At 67.9% G+C, this 15,535-nt stretch carries 10 protein-coding genes; 3 read left to right on the forward strand and 7 right to left on the reverse strand.

Features of this window, described 5'->3' with window-relative positions; genetic code table 11:
- Nucleotides 1-113: 113 nt before the first annotated feature.
- The 4 genes from C6Y44_RS12530 to C6Y44_RS12545 form a co-directional block, all read right to left on the reverse strand.
- Entirely contained in the window at nucleotides 114-1,601 is a 1,488-nt protein-coding gene (locus C6Y44_RS12530) for an NAD-dependent succinate-semialdehyde dehydrogenase (RefSeq protein ID WP_159418340.1), read from the reverse strand.
- On the reverse strand, nucleotides 1,598-4,603 hold the full coding sequence (locus tag C6Y44_RS12535) for an FAD-binding and (Fe-S)-binding domain-containing protein (protein WP_225623792.1): 3,006 nt from the start codon (nucleotides 4,601-4,603) through the stop codon (nucleotides 1,598-1,600). Before C6Y44_RS12535 ends, C6Y44_RS12530 begins: the two co-directional genes overlap by 4 nt.
- A gap of 386 nt (nucleotides 4,604-4,989) precedes the next feature.
- Nucleotides 4,990-6,468, reverse strand: a complete 1,479-nt coding sequence (locus C6Y44_RS12540; RefSeq protein ID WP_120282575.1) for an aldehyde dehydrogenase family protein — start codon at nucleotides 6,466-6,468, stop codon at nucleotides 4,990-4,992.
- A gap of 332 nt (nucleotides 6,469-6,800) precedes the next feature.
- Entirely contained in the window at nucleotides 6,801-7,718 is a 918-nt protein-coding gene (locus C6Y44_RS12545; protein WP_225623793.1) for a LysR family transcriptional regulator, read from the reverse strand.
- 87 nt (nucleotides 7,719-7,805) lie between these two features.
- On the opposite strand from C6Y44_RS12545, the gene mqo reads away from it, so the two are divergent.
- Nucleotides 7,806-9,311, forward strand: coding sequence for a malate dehydrogenase (quinone) (mqo, locus tag C6Y44_RS12550; protein WP_120282578.1), 1,506 nt, complete (start codon nucleotides 7,806-7,808; stop codon nucleotides 9,309-9,311).
- 9 nt (nucleotides 9,312-9,320) lie between these two features.
- On the opposite strand, the gene C6Y44_RS12555 is transcribed toward mqo, so the two are convergent.
- Together C6Y44_RS12555 and C6Y44_RS12560 are read right to left on the reverse strand one after the other, a co-directional pair.
- Entirely contained in the window at nucleotides 9,321-10,397 is a 1,077-nt protein-coding gene (locus C6Y44_RS12555) for an alkene reductase (RefSeq protein WP_120282579.1), read from the reverse strand.
- Nucleotides 10,398-10,477: 80 nt separating this feature from the next.
- The gene (locus C6Y44_RS12560; protein WP_159418338.1) at nucleotides 10,478-11,440 is read right to left on the reverse strand and encodes a helix-turn-helix transcriptional regulator; all 963 of its coding nucleotides are present in this window, start codon (nucleotides 11,438-11,440) and stop codon (nucleotides 10,478-10,480) included.
- A gap of 100 nt (nucleotides 11,441-11,540) precedes the next feature.
- Between C6Y44_RS12560 and C6Y44_RS12565 the strand changes: the two genes are divergently transcribed.
- Nucleotides 11,541-12,089 (forward strand): DinB family protein, encoded by a 549-nt coding sequence (locus C6Y44_RS12565; RefSeq protein WP_174247039.1) that lies wholly within the window; start codon nucleotides 11,541-11,543, stop codon nucleotides 12,087-12,089.
- A gap of 13 nt (nucleotides 12,090-12,102) precedes the next feature.
- Here the strand turns inward: C6Y44_RS12565 and C6Y44_RS12570 are convergent, their stop codons facing one another.
- Entirely contained in the window at nucleotides 12,103-14,763 is a 2,661-nt protein-coding gene (locus C6Y44_RS12570; RefSeq protein ID WP_159418336.1) for a helix-turn-helix transcriptional regulator, read from the reverse strand.
- A 166-nt stretch (nucleotides 14,764-14,929) separates the two neighbouring features.
- Here C6Y44_RS12570 and C6Y44_RS12575 point away from each other — a divergent pair, with 166 nt between their 5' ends.
- Nucleotides 14,930-15,535 carry a hypothetical protein gene (locus C6Y44_RS12575; protein ID WP_225623794.1) on the forward strand — a complete coding sequence of 202 codons (606 nt, stop codon included), beginning with the start codon at nucleotides 14,930-14,932 and terminating at the stop codon, nucleotides 15,533-15,535.

The raw sequence follows: 15,535 nt of genomic DNA on the forward strand, positions 1-15,535 counted from the left end.
CCTACACGGGTAGGCCGTACCGACCTTGCGCGCCGAACCGGGCTTCGCGCGCGTTGCAGCGGCGGCGAGAATCGGTTCGGCGCGCGAGGATCGGCGGAACAGCGATCGATGCGTCAGCGACGAGGGACAGCGACGTACTTGACCTCGAGGAACTCGTCGATACCGATGGTGCTCCCCTCACGTCCGAGACCCGATGCCTTGATGCCGCCGAACGGTGCCGCGGGGTTGGACACGATGCCGGTGTTCAGCCCGACCATGCCGACCTCGAGCGCTTCGCTGACACGGAAACTGCGGTCGACGTCCTGGGTGAAGATGTATCCGGCCAATCCCCAGGGCGTTTTGTTGGCGATCTCGACGACCTCGTCCTCGGTATCGAAGACGACGATGGGTGCGACCGGCCCGAAGATCTCCTCGCTCATCAATGCGGAGTCCTTCGACACGTCGGCGAGGACGGTGGGTGGGTAGAAGTAGCCGGGTCCCTCGGACCGGCTACCGCCGCACACGACGCGCGCTCCGCGTTCCACGGCATCGGCGACGAGACGTTCCACCTTCGCCAGGGCCTTCTCCTCGACCAGCGGACCGACCTGGGTGCCCTCGACCAGGCCGTCCCCGACAACGAGGGCATCCATACGGGCAGCGAGCTTCTCGGCGAACCGATCGGCGACCGCGCGCTGCACGAAGATGCGGTTCGCCGCGGTGCACGCCTCACCCATGTTGCGCATCTTCGCGGCGAGCGCGCCGTCGACGGCCCGGTCGAGATCCGCGTCCTCGAACACGATGAACGGGGCATTCCCTCCCAGTTCCATCGAGCTGCGCATGACGTGCTGGGATGCCTGTTCGAGCAATCGGATGCCCACCGCGGTCGAACCGGTGAAACTGATCTTGCGTGCGATGCCGCTGGACATCCAGGTGGAGACGACCTCCCCGGGTGCGGTGGTGGGCACGACGTTCAGCACACCCTTCGGCACACCGGCCTCGATGAGCACGTCGACCAGGGCCAGCGAGGTCAACGGCGTCAGCTCCGAGGGTTTGAAGACGATGGTGCACCCGGCCGCGATCGCGGGTCCGATCTTGCGAGTGCCCATGGCGAGCGGGAAGTTCCACGGCGTGACGAGGACACAGGGTCCCACCGGTTCCTTGGACACCAGAATACGGGTAGCGCCGTCGCCGGTGCTGGTCACATCACCGCCGATGCGGACGGCTTCCTCGGAGAACCACCGGAAGAACTCTGCAGCGTAGGCGACCTCGCCCTTCGCCTCGGCGAAGGGCTTTCCCATCTCGGTGGTCATGATGGTCGCGAACTCGTCCTGCCGGTCCAGGATGAGCTCGTAGGCCCGGCGAAGGATGACGCTGCGTTCGCGCGGAGCGGTCTTCGCCCACTGTTTCTGCACGCGAGCGCAGGTCTCGATGGCACGCCGGGCGTCGTCGGCGTTGCCGTTCGCGACGGTCGCGACGACCTCCTCGGTCGCCGGGGCGACGACGTCGAATCGTTCGCCGGTGGTCGATTCGACCCACTCACCGTCGATGAACAATCCAGTGCTGACTCGGGACACTGCGTCGGAGACGCCCACCCGTGTCCCGACAATCGTTGCGTCGGTCATGCGCTTTCCTCCTCGGAGATGGTGTTGTTCATCGACATTCGCGGTCCGGGATCGAGCAGTTCTGCGAGATGTTGCCCCGGGGCGGATAAACCGATCTGCGCGACCTGCATCGCGCACGAAAAGCCGTCCGTGACCACCGCGGAATCGTCGCCGGCCGCGCGCAGTGCCGGCGCGAGGGAGGTCTCGGCGACCTTCATGCTGATGTCGTGGTGTTGTTTCTCGAATCCGAAGTTGCCTGCCACGCCGCAGCATCCGACTGCGTCGCGGACGTCGTCGACTCCCGCTGCGGTCAGGATCCGGCGATGGCTTCCGGCGCCGAACACGGAGTACTCGTGGCAGTGCGTCTGCAGCACCATCTCGTTCGGCAGCGGCGGTACAGGGGCGGGTGTCCAACCGTTGCGCACCAAGGTGTCCACGTAGGACGCGAAGCTGTGGACCCGTGCGGCGACGCGACGCGCAGCCTCGGTAGGCACCAGCTCGGGCAGGTCCTTGCGCAGTGCGGCCGCGCAACTCGGCTCGACGACGACGATCGGCCGGTCGGTGCCGTCGTCGAGTGTGCGGGCGGCGTGGGAGAGTTTCTTCTTCGCGGTGTCGAGCTGACCGGTGGAAATCCACGTCAGTCCGCAGCACGCGTCCGCGGAGCAGCTCACCTGCTGATCCGCCGAGGCGAGCACGCGGGCGGCGGCACCGGCGACCTCCGGCCGCAACCCCCGAGTGAAGGTGTCGACGAACAGCACCACGGGCGTCGAACCGGACCGGCCGCTCAGCGCGTCGCTCACGGCCTTCTTCCAGGCTCGCCGGGGGGCGAAGGGCGGAAGTACCCGGTCGGGGGAGATGCCGCCGAGTGCGGCGGCGCGCTTCGCGAGAGAAGTGCGCAGGACCGCGTTGACCAGCGGTGCTGCCAAACCCGTGACGCGGAGCCAGCGTGGCAGCCAACCCAGCGAATAGTGCGATACCGGTCGTCGTGTGCCGTCGTAGTAGTGCGAGAAGAACTCGGATTTGTAGGTGGCCATGTCGACGCCGGCCGGGCAGTCGGTCGAGCAGGCCTTGCACGACAGGCATAGATCGAGTGCCTCACGCACCTCCTCGGACTTCCACCCTTGTTCGAGCGTGCGGGCGCCGCGCACCATCTCCTGCAGGACCCGGGCCCGGCCGCGAGTGGAGTCCTTCTCGTCGCGGGTCGCGCGGTAGCTCGGGCACATCACGCCACCGGAGTCGGATCGGCATCGTCCGACGCCGATGCAGCCCTGGACGGCGTGTATCCACGGGTCGGGGGTGTGTTGCGGCCGCGCGCCGTCGGGGCGGACGGCCTCGATCGGGTGCAGGTCGTAGTGGGTACGCCAGGTGCGTTCGGGAACGCCCGCCAACGCCAGATCGGCATCGATCCGCGCCGGGTCGGTCAGCGATCCCGGGTTCAGGATGCCTTTCGGGTCCCAAATCGTGCGGAAGGCGCGGAATGCGCTCATCATCCGCGGGGAGTACATCACCGGCAGCAGTTCCGAGCGGGCACGGCCGTCGCCGTGTTCTCCGGAGAGCGATCCGCCGTGACGGACCACCAGATGTGCGGCCTCGAAGGTGAACTCGCGGAAGACCTGCCGGCCCTCCTCGGTGCGCAGGTCGTAGGTGATGCGGATGTGCATGCAGCCGGCGCCGAAGTGCCCGTACATCACGCCCTGCAGACCGTGCCGGTCGAGCAGTGCGCGAAAGTCCCGCAGGTAATCGGCGAGGTTCTCCGGCGCGACGGCGGAATCCTCCCAGCCCGGCCAGGATTCGCCGCCGGATGCCAGGCGGGACGAGAGTCCGGCGCCGTCCTCGCGCACCCGCCACAGGGAAGCGCGCTCGGTGGTGTCGGCCGCGATGCGGCCGTCGACGAGACGGCCGTTCCGGCGAAGTTTGTCGAGCAGTGCGTCGGCAGCGGTGGCCACCGAGTCCGGGTCGTTACCGTCCAAGTCGACGTAGAGCCACGCGTTTCCCGCGGGCAGGCCGAGGACGGAGTTCTCGCCCCGGCGGAACCGCATGGTCTCGACGATCGCCGCGTCGACACCCTCGACCGCCGCAGGGGAGAATTCCAGGATGGTTCCGATGTCGCGGGCCGCGTCGACCACGTCGTCGTAGCCGAGGCAGACCAGCAACGCGCTGGACGGGCGGGGAACCAGCTTGACGCGGGCCCCGACGATCACCGCGCACGTTCCCTCGGATCCGACGATCGCACGGGCGACGTCGAACCGCTTCTCCGGCAACAGATTGTCGAGGTGGTAGCCCGAGACCTGCCGTTGGATCCTCCCGAGTTCGGTGCGGAACTCGAACAGGTGCTCCGCCGCCAGCGCGGTGAGCTCGGCGTCGAGCTGTTCCGCGCGAGCCGCAGCGGCCGCGTCGTCGGGATCGGTGGCACGTAGGCCTCGCTGCGCAGCGGTGAGCCGGAACCCGTCGGCGGTGACGAGGTCGATCTCGTGGACGTGATCGGACATGCGGCCGTAGCGCACCGAGTGGTTTCCGCAGGCGTCGTTGCCCAGCGCACCACCGACCGTGGCCCGGTTCTTCGACGAGGGATCGGGGGCGAAGGTCACCCGGCCCGAGGACGCGTCCTCGGCCACCCGTGTGAGGGTCGCGAGCACGACGCCCGGTTCGACGTCGGCGACACCGGACGTCTCGTCGATGGCGAGGATGCGGTTCATGTGCCGGGAGAAGTCGACGACGACACCGGGGCCGACGGCGTTACCCGCCATCGACGTCCCGCCCCCTCTGCTGACCAGCGGGATCCCGGTGTCGCCGCAGGCACTCACCACCGCCACGACGTCGTCCACCGACCGAGGAAAGACCACGGCCGCCGGTGGCACCCGGTAGTTGGAGGCGTCGTAGGAGTACTCGGCCCGTCGACGCCGGGAGGTATCGATCGGGATGCCCAGCGCCTGGAGCCTGTCGGTGAGGAGCCGGATCCGGACGTCCTCGTCCGTGGAGGAGACGCTGGGGCGCTGTCCTATGGTGAGATGGTCGTCATTCATCGCGTGCGCCGCGTCGGGAACGGAGACCGCAGAGAATATGGGCGCGTCGGTTCAAGGAACACCATCGGCCACCTCCCAGTTTGTAGGATTGTCGACAATACTGCCACGCACGGAGCGTACAAAGCGGAGACGGTGAACGCAACGCAGGCCGGGCCGGCGTTCTCACCGGCGGCGGAGGATGTTCGCACCCTCACTCGGTCTGATCGCCCCGTGACGTCTGCCGCCTGCACCCCGAGTCTGTGTAGGGTGCAGACGGCAGTCTTCCGTATCGACGTCGGTCGGTAGCTGTGACGCGGCCGTGAATGCCGACTGCGTGCGGTCGAGTTACGCCGTACGGGCGCGACGATCGTCGACGCTGTCGGTGTGGCGGAGGCACTGATGCGTGTCTACACCAGCCGAGTCACGCCGATGGTGTGATCGGTGGTGAACTCCTCGATCGCCCACTCGCCGTTGAATCGTCCGAGACCGGAGTTGCGTTCGCCACCGAATGCCACGTGCGCCTCGTCCTGAACGGTCATCTCGTTGATGAACGTCATGCCTGCCTCGACCCGATGCGCGAATTGCAGTCCGCGGTCGATGTTCTGCGTGAAGACCGCGCTGGACAGACCGAATTCGTGGTCGTTGGCCAGTTCGAGGGCGTGTGCTTCGTCATCGGCGCGCAGGACCGCGACCATCGGGCCGAAGATCTCCTCGCGGGCGATCTCCATGTCGGGCGTGACGTCGACGAACACGTGCGGAGGCACGACCCGGCCGTCGATCTCCCCACCGAGCGCAACGCGTGCTCCGGCGTTCCGGGCCTGCTCGATCTTCTCCTCGAGGCCCTTCAACTGCGAATCGTTGACGACGGGCCCGACCAAAGTGCCGTCTGCGGAGGGATCGCCGTAGGGCACGGCCTGCGCGGCTCGGGTGAACCGTTCGACGAAATCGTCGTACACCGGCGCCTGCACGATGATGCGGTTCACAGCCATGCAGATCTGTCCGGAATGCAGGAACGACCCGGTCACCGCTGCCTCGACGGCCGCGTCGAGGTCGGCGTCGTCGAGGACCACGAGGGGTGCGTTGCCGCCCAATTCGAGTGCCACCTTCTTGAGGTGCTCACCACCGGTGGCGACCGCACCGACCTGCTTGCCGACCGGTGTCGAGCCGGTGAAGGAGATCAACCGCGGGACGGGATGCTCGACGAAAGCGTCGCCGATCTCCGAACCGGAGCCGATCACGACCGACAACACCCCCGCCGGTAGGCCTGCTTCCTCGAAGATCCGAGCGATCAACAGACCGCCGGTCACCGGAGTGTCCGAGGCCGGCTTGATCACCACGGCATTGCCCAACGCCAACGCCGGTGCCACCGATCGCTGCGACAGGTGCAGCGGGAAATTCCACGGGCTGATCACCCCGACCACTCCGATGGGCTTGCGGTACACCCGCATCTCACGGTTCGGGGTGTTCGAATCGAAGATCGATCCGTGGACCCGGGACGGGAACGATGCCGCCTCCTGAGTGATGCCGATGGCCAGGGAGACTTCGGTATCGGCCTTGATCCGCGTCGAGCCGGACTCGGCGACCAGCCAGTCGATGATCTCGGCTCGTCGTTGCTCGAGAATCTGCGCGGCGCGACGCAGGACCGCGGCGCGGTCGGCGGGACCGGTCGTGGCCCACTCGACCTGTGCTGCCCGGGCGGAGGTGTAGGCGGCGTCGACGTCCTCGGCGGAGGCGAGGCGGATCGTGGCGACCACGCTGTCGTCGAACGGATTGGTGTCGGTCAGGACGCGGTCGGAGCGTCCCTCGCGCCACTGCCCATCGATGAACTGGGAGGCGACCGGTTTCCCGGCGAACGTGGCGGTGGAACCGAGATCTGTTGCTGTCATGGAGAACTCCTCGACGGTAGGTAGGTCAGGGAAAAGCGACGACGGGCTCGAAGGTCGATGCGTTTACCGAATCGCCGAATGTGGTGTTGATCTGCTCGAATAAATAGGCTCCACCTGCCGGTCTGGATGCCGCAGTCCGCACGACGTCCTCGTCTCCGAGAACTGCCGACAGCGGCGTCGGGTAACACTCGTTGCAGACGATCGCATCTGTGTGGCATACCCCGCCGGCCACCAATCGAACCCGGAGCTTGCGCCTCGTCGGCACCGGCGACGCAGGAGATGGCGCACGGCTCGCGAAGCTGTGCACCGTCTCCGGCGCTCGAGAGGGATGCCTATGAATCGAACCGGCGATCGTCGAATCTGGCGGCGTGCCCGGCGATGTGAGCGTGCAGTCGCGCGACCGCCGGGGACGGCGTCCGCGTACCGGTCGTCAGTCCGATGGTGCGATTCGCGATTCCGGCGACCGGCATGGTGGCGATTCCGGGGACAGGCGTTTCGGAGCGAGGTAGCAGTGCAACCCCGAGGCCCTGGGCGACCAGTGCCCGGATCGTTTCGAACTCACTGATCTCGAACGCGATGTACGGTTCGAATCCTGCTTCGCCGCACACAGTTTCGAGCTCTCTGCGGATGTGGTAGTCGGGCGGGCTCGCGATGAAGTGGTCGTCCGCGAGCTCGCGCAGGTCGAGGCAGGCACGGCCGGCGAGTCGATGGCTGCTCGGGAGGTGGAGCAACAGTCGCTGCTGGGCCAGCACGGTGACCGGTAGATCCTCCGGCGGAGGAATGATGACGGCGAGATCGAGCCGGCCGTCCCGAACCATGTCGGCGAGCGCTTCGCCGTGCGCCTGGACCAGGTGCAACCGGACGCCGGGGGCGAGACGGTGGAACTCGGCCAGTAGCGACGGGATGCTCACCGGCCCGAGGGTGAGCGGGAATCCGAAACGGACGACGCCGTGGTCGGGATCGGCGTGCTCACGCAGCGTGGTGATCGCAACGTCGAGTTCCCGGATCAGATGCCGGGTGCGTTCGTGCAACTCCCGTCCGGCCGTCGTCAATACGACCCCTCGCCCGGACTGCTGGAACAACGCCACACCCACTGCCTTCTCGAGTGCCCGGAGTCGGCGACTGACCGAGGACTGGGGAACGTCGAGCAGATCCGCGGCGCGTGTGATGTGACCTTCGCGCGCCGCGGCGTCGAAGGCGACGAGCAGCGGGGCAATCGTTGCGGTCTCGGGCGTCACGTACCAATCCACATCTGCATGGTAATACCTGCGATATCTCATTGGACGGATGAATGGGGAAGGGGCACGCTGAAGATCGACAACGGCGAAAGCAGGAGAATGATGGTGAATCGGAAGCACTCTGCCGACGGGCCACAGCACGACGACCACGAGTACGACGCCGTCCTGATCGGCGGCGGCATCATGTCGGCGACACTGGGTGCACTGCTGACACGGCTCGAACCCGATCGGTCGGTCCTCGTCCTGGAACGACTCGACGAGGTCGCGGCCGAGAGCAGCGCCCCATGGAACAACGCCGGCACCGGCCACGCGGGCCTGTGCGAACTGAACTACATGCCCGATCCCACGGATTCGACCCGGGCCGAGGAGATCGGACGACAGTTCCGGATCTCACGGCAGTTCTGGGAGTCCCTCGACGAGCCGGATGAGACGACATTCGTGAACGCGACATCGCACATGAACGTCGTCTTCGGTGAGCGTGATGTGAACTATCTACGTCGGCGGCACGCCACGCTGCAACGCTCTCCACTGTTCTCCGCCATGGAGTACAGCGAGGACCCCGACACGATCGCCCGATGGGCACCGCTGGTGATGACCGGTCGCTCGGGGTCCGAGCCGATCGCGGCCACGCGCTACGAGGCAGGCACCGACGTCGACTTCGGTGCCCTGACACACCGATTGCTGGTGGACGCACGCGATCGTGGCGCCGAGATTCGTACAGGGCACGAGGTCACGCGACTGCGCCGCGCCGCCGACGGGCGGTGGACGGTCTCCGGACGTACCAGGACGGGACGGTTCTCGGTCAGGTCCCGGTTCGTGTTCGTCGGCGCAGGCGGGTACGCCCTGAAACTGTTGCAGAAGGCCCGGATCCCGGAGGTGCGAGGTTTCGCGGTCTTTCCCATCGGCGCGCAGTTCCTGCGCACCGGCGATCCCGACGTGGTGTCCCAGCATGCGGCGAAGGTCTACAGCCAGGCCGACGTGGGCGCACCACCGATGTCGGTGCCGCATCTCGACAAGCGGATCGTCGACGGATGCGAGTGGCTGATGTTCGGCCCGTACGCCACGTTCAGCACCAGGTTGCTCGAACACGGCCGGCTCACCGATCTGTTCACCACGCTGCGCCTGCACAACATCGCCCCGTTGGTGGCGGTGGGCCTGCAGAATCTGTCGCTGGTGCGCTATCTTGTCGGCCAACTGCTCGCGTCCCCGACGCGGAAGTTCCGGCAGTTGCAGCGATTCTGTCCCGAGGCACGGGAGTCCGACTGGGAGTTGATCGACGCGGGTCAGCGGGCCCAGCTCGTCAAGCCCGATCGTCGTAGGATCGGGGTTCTGGCCTTCGGCACGGAGGTCGTGGCGAGCGCGGACGGCAGCATCGCCGGGTTGCTCGGGGCGTCGCCCGGCGCCTCGATCGCTCCGTCGGCGATGGTCGAGCTGCTGAGCACGTGTTTCCCGGATGATGCGGCGCGATGGCGGCCGGTGCTCGAACGGATGATGCCCGACCTGTCTCGGATGACCGAAATGACCTCGCGCGCCGAACCGGGCCCCGCCTGCACTACAGCAGCGGCGAGAAACGGTTCGGCGCGCAAGGATCCGAACTCCTCGTAGGGCTTACGCTCAGACGGTCTGCAGGAACGGGTAGTCGGTGTACCCCTCGGCTCCGGACGCGTAGAACAGCTCCGGACGCGGTGCGTTCTCCGGCTGCCCGTCCCGCCAGCGCTCGGCCAGGTCGGGATTGGCGATCAGTGCGCGGCCGACGGCCACGGCGTCGGCGTGCGAATCCTCGATCAGCTGCACGGCCTCGTCGCGCGTGGTCGGCGAACCGAAGCCACTGTTGGCGATCACCTTGCCGCCGAAACGCTTCCGGAGTTCCTGCACGAGATCGCCGGTCGGCTCCTTGTGGAGGACGGACAGATAGGCCAGACCGAGGGGCTGCAGGGCCTCGACCAGAGCACCGTAGGCGGCACGCACATCGTCGCGATCGGTCTCGACGGCGTCCTGGATGTTGTGTTCGGGGGAGATCCGCAGTCCGACGCGCCCGGCGCCGACCGCTTCCGACACGGCCTTCACGACCTCGACGACGAGACGGATCCGGTTCTCCACCGAACCGCCGTACTCGTCGTCCCGCACGTTCGATGCGGGGGAGAGGAATTCGTGCAACAGATATCCGTTGGCGCTGTGGACCTCGACACCGTCGAGTCCGGCGTCGATCGCACGGCGGGCCGAGGCGACGAAGTCGTCGATGACGGACGGAATCTCGTCGGTGGTCAGTGCGTGGGGCACGGGGTAGGGCTGCTTGCCCTGCTCGGTGTGCACCTGGCCGTCGATCGCGATGGCGCTCGGCCCGACGACGCGTCGGCCGCCGTTGACGTCGGGATGCGTGACGCGGCCGCCGTGCATCAACTGCACCACGATGCGTCCGTCGCGCTCGTGCACGGCATCCGCGACGCGACGCCAGCCGGCGACCTGCTCGTCGGTGACGATGCCGGGCTGACCGACGAAGGCCTGCGATTCGAAGTTCACATAGGTTCCCTCGGCGATGATCAGGCCGACACTCGCCCGCTGACGGTAGTGCTCGACGATCAGATCTCCGGGTACACCGGCGGAACCACCACGCAGGCGGGTCAGCGGGGCCATGACGATGCGGTTCGCGAGTTCGAGGTCTCCGAGGGCTACAGGTGTGAACAGATCCATGGGTGGCGCAACCACCCCCACCCCCGACGGCATTCCGATGCCCGGCCGATTGTGGGATGGGTCATAGCGCCGGATGGTGGTCATTCCGAGTGTTCGACGGCGGTGACCAGCCGATTCGACCAGTTCTCCAGGTACTCGACGAACTCCGGTGGCGACGCGCCGAGCAGCCGCCCACCGGACATGCCCACGGCGAAGACCGCCCAGTCCATGCTGTCGGCGTCCACCTCGATCCGGCAGCGCTCGGAGTCGATCGCGATCACCTCGGTCCACTGACCGATCCGACGCCGCACCTCGTGCGCCGACGCCTCCAGTTCCGCGCTGACCTTCACCTGGGAACGGCTCCGGATGCCGCGTTCGACGAAGGTCGCGGCGTCACCCCCGGGCAGCTCGCGTTGCCGGAATCGCATCCCGGTGGCGGCGGTCTCGGCCATGCGGTCGAGCCGGAAGCTGCGCCAGTCGCCGCGGTCGAGGTCGTAGCCGACGAGATACCAGCGTCGTCCGAGGGAGACGAGTTGCCGGGGTTCGACGCGCCGGCTCGTCGCGGTGCCATCGGCCGCGGTGTACTCGAAGACGATGCGTTCGTCGTCGCGGCAGGCCCGCGCGACGGTGACGAGTTGCTGCGAATCGGTCGCGCGGGTCGCCCAGGGGATGTCGGCGGAGACCGTCGCCGCATCGAGCGCCTCCACCTGGCGTCGCAGCCGCGGCGGCATCACCTGGATGACCTTGGCCAGCGCCCGCACCGAGATCTCGGCGATCCCGGTGATGGAGGTCTGCGCCGCGGTGAGAAGTCCCACCGCGAGCGCGACCGCTTCGTCGTCGTCGAGGGCCAGCGGTGGCAACGACGCGCCCGGCGCGAGCTGGTACCCGCCGCCGACCCCACGATCGGACCGCACCGGATAACCGAGATCGCGGAGACGTTCGATGTCGCGGCGCAGGGTTCGCAGCGAGACTCCCATCCGGTCGGCGAGTTCGGCGCCGAGCCAGTAGCGGTGGGTCTGCAACAGCGACAGAAGCCGCAGGGTGCGGGAGCTCGTGTCGGACATGACCTCATTCTTCCGCACCTGCAGACCTATAAGTGACAGAAACTGGCACCAATGGCTCGTAGCGTAGTTCTTGCCGGACCACGACGACGAGGAGCACCCGATGACCGAGACCACCACCACCCGGAACGCCACCCCGACCCTCGACCAGGAACGCCGCGATCTGCTGTCGAGCCTCGCCCACGCGCGGCACTTCCTGCGGTTCACGGCTCGCGATCTCACCACTGAACAGGCGTCGCAACGAACGACGGTGAGCGCCTTGACGATCGGCGGACTCATCAAGCACGTCACCGAAGTCGAGCGGGGATGGGCGGATTTCCTCGTGGTCGGAGCCGACTACATGGAGAAGGATTTCACCGAGTGGACCGAAGAGGATTTCGCCGAACGCGACAAGGACTTCCAGCTGCAGCCCGGTGAGACCCTCGAAGGTGCGCTGCGCGCCTACGACGAGGTGGCGGCCCGAACCGACGAGCTGGTGCGCACGCTGCCGTCGCTGGACGTCGTGCACGAACTTCCCAAGGCGCCGTGGAACACCGAGGACGCCTGGTCGGTGCGTCGCGCCCTACTGCACATCGTCGCCGAGACGACGCAGCACGCCGGCCACGCCGACATCATCCGCGAGTCCCTCGACGGAGCGAAGTCGATGGGGTGAACCTGCGGTCGCGCTAGTGCCGGCCGGTGTCGCGCATCAACTCGGCGAGCTCCGTGCGGTCGGAGACGTCGAGTTTGGTGCACGCCCGGTAGATGTGCCCCTCGACGGTGCGGACCGACACCACGAGCCGCTCGGCGATCTGCCGGTTGGACAACCCGGCGGTGACCATGGCGGCGATCTCCCGTTCCCGGCTCGTGAGGGGGAGCGGGCGGGCCGCTTCGTCCAGCGCCGGCGACGAGGCGTGATCGCATCGCGCGGCCAGAGCCGCGGCCGCGGCAGCGGCTTCGACGGATCGACGGGTGTCGCCGTGGTCGCGGTAGGCGATGGCGGCCAGGGCGTGGGCATCGGCCGCGTCGGCGAGGGCGCCGAGCGCCTCGAAGGTCTCCGCGGCGGCGGTCAGTCCTCGCCCGTCCGCCTCCGCGGAAGCGGTCGCGTGGGCGGCCATGACGGCGACGAGACGTCCGTCGCACTGCCCTGCCAGCTCCGAGAGCCGTTCCGCGGTGGTGCGATCCCCGAACCGGGTGGCGGCGTGCAGGGCGATCGCCTCGACGGCGAACTGATCGTGTCGCGCCGCGATCTCCGCTGCCTCCCGGACCGAGGTGATCGCGTTCGTGGTCTCGCCGCGCGCCGCGGCGAGCCACGCCTCCGCGATCCGGAGTTGCGGCTCGAAGACGGCGACGTGCCGGCCGCTGCGCGAGGTCGCCTGAGCCAGTGCGGTATCCGCATCGTTGACGCGCCCGAGGACGGCGTAACCGTGCGTGAGGGCGATGTAGGCCGGCACGTTCCAGGAGACGGTGGCAGCTCGATCGTCCACCTGGAGCGCGGCGACGGCTTGTTCGAGGCGGTACACGGCGTGCACGAACCGCCCGCGGGTGGTGTCGACGACGCCGAGCAGGATGTTCGCCAGGCCCCACGCGAGGTACTGGCCCATCGAGGTGGTGGTTCCGTGGGCGTCGGCGGGGCCGCGCACCGCGCTCTCCCGGTAGGTCTCGGCCCGCCGCTCGGCCTCGTCGAGATCTCCGGTGAGAAGCAATGCGAGAACCTCACCCAGGCCGGCGGGATAGCGCAGCAGGCCGTCGACCTGGTGGGCGACCGCTGCGCAGCGCGCGGCCATCGCAGGGACTTCGTGACCGCGTCCCATCACCGCGAGGGACAGTCCGCCGCCGAAGAACGCCCACTCGACCGCCCAGGGGAGTGCGGTTTCGGTGGCGAAGATGCGGTGAGCGAGGGTGAGCGCATCGCGGGGACGCCCTTCGTACACCGCGCATGCGCAGTCGATCGCGTCGACCACCACCCTCAGGTGCGGGCGCGTGACCAGTTCGCGGAGGGTCGCGAGCACCTGCTGGGCCTCGGCGGCGTTACCCATCCCCCAGAAGAGATTGGAGATGCGGGTCGCGCCCCAGCGCACGAGCTCGCTCTCGTCGAGGGTGCGGGGATCGAACGAGGCCAGCACGGACTCGACCTCACTGATCCCACCCAGCCACACCAGCGCGCGGGCGAGGAGATCCGCCGCCGAGAACGTGCCCGTGGCATCGAACGCCGCGCGTGCGAGACGTTCGGCCAACGGGGCATCGCCCAGAGCGATCGCGTCGTGGGCCGCGGTCTCGAGCAACTCGGGGTCGACGGCCCGGCTGCTGTCCAAGGAGAGTTCGGCCAGACGGATCCGGTCGGTCGGGCCCCGTTGGACGCGCGATCCCAATGCCTCGACGAGCTGACCGCGGATCCTGCGCCCGGCGATCCGGCCGACACGGCGGCGCACGACCTCACCGAAGAGGGGGTGGGTGTAGCGGACGCGGTAATTGCGGTTGTCGTCGACGACGTCGATCAGTCCTCGTCGTTCCGCTTCCTCGACCGCGTCGTCGCCGGCGAGACCGCACAGGATCTCGAGGTCGAGCGGTTCGCAGAACGCCAGCAGCTGCAGGGCCTGCAGCACCTCGGGCGTGAGGTGGTCGATGCGATGTTCGAGGAGTGATGCGAGTTCGGAGGTGACGGCGGTGCCGCCCCGGAGCTGCCACACGTTCCCCACCCGGCGGAGCGTGCCGGCCTCGCGGGTCCCGACCACGAGGTGGTGGACGAACAGCGCATTCCCACCCGAAGCCTTCCAGATCAGGTCGGCACTCAACTCCTCCAGGGGACCACCGAGCACGGTTTCGATCAGATCGATGCTCTGCTGCCGGGTGAACGGTGACAGCTCCAGGCGGATGAGATGGCCGTCCTTCCACAAGGAGGTGACGGCGTCGGGCACGGCTTCACCGTTGCGGACCGTGGCGACTGTGTGGACCGCGCGATCGAGGGCGAGCTGATGGAGGAAAGTGGCCGACAGCGGATCGAGCAGGTGGGCGTCGTCGACACCGAGGACGAGCCGTGCACGATCGGAACCGTGTTCGCTCAGCAGTGCCTGTCGTGCGGCGGCGAGGAAGGCGACGGGATCGCCGGCAGGGGGAGCTTCGATGAGGTGCGCGAAGGCACCGAGAGGGATGCTCCGAGCGGATTCCGTCCCCGCGATCCAGCGCACCGGGGCGGACAGCGAGTCGGTGGCCATCCGGGCCAGGGTGGTCTTGCCGACTCCGGGATCTCCGGTGAGGACCACACCGCCTCGGCCGGGGTCCGTCAGGGCCGCGACAATGATTTCCAGTTCCCCCCGCCGCTGAATCAGTGGCCAGCGCTGATCCATGCACACGATCGTAGATCCGCGAAGTGCGGATATCTCCGGGTTGGAGATTTCACCTCCTGCCCGTGACCGCAGATCGAGTACTCCACTACGCGCGACGTCGGCACCTTCGGCGACCACGATGGAGTCGTCGGAGCAATCGAACGGAAAACGGCCGAAGGAGCTGGTGATGACCACGACATCGTCGGAGCCGTTCTTCAGCTGGACGTCGAGACGGATCGACCTGAGCGCTGCAGCGGATGCGCGCACGGTGGCACCGGAACTCGACGAGTCGCTGCGCTGCGGCTCCCGGAAGGCCCGATTGCTGGCGATCCGCGACTCGGAGAGCGAGACCGACTACGTGGCGTTGCTGGTGGGCGACGTCTCGGGACACAGCGACGTCACCGTCCGCGAGGTCGACGAAGAGCGTCTGCTGGTCGAGGGGAGCCGGCCGTCCACCGAACCCGAGATCCTGTTGGGCATCACCCCGGAGCCCGGGTATTCCGGCCCCCATCACGTCGATCGAGAGGTCTTCGTGGACGGGCCGGTGCGGTCGCTGATCATCCGCAGTGGAGCGCGGTCGGTGGTGGTCGACTGGTGCCACGAAGAACACACGCGCTCGGCTCCGAGAGAGCAACTTCTGTCACCCGCGCCGCCGGCGCGCACCGGACCCGGGACGATCCGGTTCCGCGTCGCGCAGCTGTTTCCGAGCCCGCGCGTGATCCGATGGTGGCAGCGATTGCTGCCTCACCCGGAACCCGTGGGTCCGCGCCGCACCCCGGCGGTCTGCGGCTGA

Origin of the sequence: Rhodococcus rhodochrous (assembly GCF_014854695.1) — a bacterium.
Classification (GTDB): domain Bacteria; phylum Actinomycetota; class Actinomycetes; order Mycobacteriales; family Mycobacteriaceae; genus Rhodococcus.